The following is a 2,582-nucleotide window of genomic DNA, read 5'->3' on the forward strand; positions in this document are numbered from 1 at the left end:
TTCTCCTTCGGTTCGTCGACGCGGCGTTCCCGCCGGGTCCGGTAGACCTCGGTCTCCAGGGCGTCGAGGTGGTGTTCCCAGTCGGCGGACAAGCCGGGCGAGGGCAGGGTGGGCGAGGACAGGTCGGGCGCACGGCCGGAGGCAGCAGCGCGATCGGGGGTAGCGCGGGCGACGGGGGCGGCAGGGCGGTCGGGGGCAGGGCGGTCGGGGGCAGGGCGGTCGGCAGAGGTAGGGCGGTCGGCAGAGGCAGAGCGGTCGGCAGAGGCAGGGCGGTCGACAGAGGCAGGGCGGTCGGCAGGGGTAGGGCGGGCGGCCGGGGTTGGGGCGAAGTCTGCGAGCCAGTGGAGCAGGGGTGTGAAGCGGGAGGCGTCCAGCACGTAGAACCGCTGCCTGCCCACGAGCTCGTCACGCACCAGCCCGCTCTCCCGCAGCACGCGCAGGTGCCGGCTCACCGCGGGGCGGCTGATCGCGAACCGCTCCGCGATCTGCCCGGCGGACAGCCGCACGTCGTCACGCAGCATCCCCAGGATCTCCCGCCGCACGGGGTCAGCGATGGCGCTCGCCACCTCGTCCACGCCGGGAAGCGTAACCAGTGGGTTACGCGTTACGCAAGATCCTCCAGGAACGCGGTCAGCGCACGCCGGTACGGCTCGACCGTCGCGAGGTCGGCGTACTCGTCCGGCCCGTGCTGCCCGTCCCCGCCCACGCCGAAGATCTCCGCGTCGATCCCCCGCTGGAAGAAGAACCGCGAGTCGGCCGCACCGTGCTTGCGCAGCAGGTCGCCCGAGTAGCCCTGGGCGCGGGCGGCGCGCTGGAGCGCCAGGAGGTCGGGACCGTCGGGGTCGGCCCGGTGCGGCGGCTCGAAGTGGTCGACCTCGGCCGTGACGCCGGGCGGGCACAGGGAGGTGAAGTGGGCGGCGACCTCGTCCGCGGTGCGGCCGGTGAAGTCGGTGTCCTCCGGCGGGAACCGGACGTCCAGCCACGCGGTCGCGTCCGCGGGCACCTGGTTGAGCGCCTGGTTCTCCGACGAGATGCGAGCGACGTTCACGGTGGTCCGCCACTCCTCCCCCGTCGCCACCGAGTACGCGGCGAGCACCGCGTCCACCGCCCGCACGACCTTGACCAACGCGTTGTCGCCCAGCCACTGGTAGGCGCTGTGCGCCGCACGCCCGACCGCGCGCAGCCGCACGGTGACCAGCCCCTTCGACTCGGCCACGACGCGCCGCGCGCTGTGCTCCCCGATCACCACGAACGACGCCGTCACGCCCTGCTCCAGCTGGTGCAGGGTGCCGTCGCGCCCGCCGACCTCCTCGTCGGTCACGAGCTGGAGCCCGATCGGGTACGGCAACCGGGCGGCGGTGTCCCGGAACACCGAGGCGAGCACCAGGGCGGACAGCTTCATGTCCTGCGCGCCGCGGGCGATGAGCCGGTCGCCGTCACGGCGTGGTCGGAACTGGTCGTCCGTGCCCGGCACCACGTCCAGGTGAGCGTTGAAGATCACCCGGAAGTGCGGGCGGTGATCGCCGGCGTGGACGAGCGCGCTCGGTTTGCCGCCCGACTCGAACCGCTCCACGGTGAAGCCCGGTCCGACGACGTCGAGCACGAAGTCCAACGCCCGGCGCAGGTCGTCCGGCCGGTCGGCGGTCGAGCGGATGCCGAGCAGCTGCTCGGTCAGCGGCAGCAGGTCCATCCCGCCATCGTGCCCCCACTGCGCCGGTCGGCCGGTCATGACGCGTCCGGCACCACTTCGTCGACACCGTCCACAGCGGACGGACAGCGCGGGCGGGCGCGCAGCTCGACCAGGGCCACCACCAGGGCCAGCGACACCGCCAGCGTCGCGCCACCGACCGAGATCGACACCGCCACCGGGAAGTCCCACTCGGACGCGGCCAGCACGGTGTAGAACACGCCGGTCAGCGCCGCCGTGCCGATCGCCGCGCCGATGCGCTGCCCGGTCTGCAACGCACCTCCGGCCGCGCCCGCCATCGACACCGGCACGTGCCGCAGCGTCAACGTGGTGTTCGGCGCGATCACCCACCCGCCACCGATACCCGCGACCAGCAGCGCGGGCGCGACCAGCCACCCGGCGACGTGCGGGTGCGCCAACCGCAGCACCACCGCCGTCACCGCCAGCCCTGTCACCACCAGGACCAACCCGGTGACGGTCAGCTTGCGACCCCACCTCTCGACCAGGCGTCCGCCGATCACCGCGGACGCCGCCGACCCCACCGCGAACGGCGTCACGGCCAGCCCGGACTGAAGCGGCGTGTAGTCGAGGCCGAGCTGGAAGTAGAGCGCGAACACCAGCCAGATGCCGGAGAACCCGACGAAGTACACCATCCCGAGCAGCGCGCCGGTGCCGTAGCCGGGTGTGCCGGTGAACAGTCGGATGTCGAGCATCGGGCTGTGGCCGCGCGCGGCGACCTGGCGTTCCCACCGCACGAAGAGCACGAGCAGCGCCACGCCCAGCCCGAACAGCCACCACAGCTCGGCCAGGCCGCCCGCCTCGGCCAGCACCAGCGGCAGCATCACGGCCAGCACACCCGTGCCGAGCAGGGCCGCGCCGACCAGGTCGAGGTGAC

General features: G+C 73.3%; 3 protein-coding genes. All 3 read right to left on the reverse strand.

The genetic code is table 11. From position 1 onward, the window contains the following. A partial coding sequence (locus AB0G02_RS34880) for a metalloregulator ArsR/SmtB family transcription factor (RefSeq protein ID WP_360803099.1) occupies positions 1–575 on the reverse strand: 575 nt, incomplete at its 3' end. 29 nt (positions 576–604) lie between these two features. After that, positions 605–1,690 carry a M20 family metallopeptidase gene (locus tag AB0G02_RS34885; protein WP_360803102.1) on the reverse strand — a complete coding sequence of 362 codons (1,086 nt, stop codon included), beginning with the start codon at positions 1,688–1,690 and terminating at the stop codon, positions 605–607. Between the two features lie 35 nt (positions 1,691–1,725). Next, the coding region (locus AB0G02_RS34890) for an MFS transporter (protein ID WP_360803105.1) at positions 1,726–2,582 on the reverse strand (857 nt) is incomplete at its 5' end.

The organism is Actinosynnema sp. NPDC023658, from assembly GCF_040639995.1.
Taxonomy (GTDB): Bacteria; Actinomycetota; Actinomycetes; order Mycobacteriales; family Pseudonocardiaceae; genus Actinosynnema.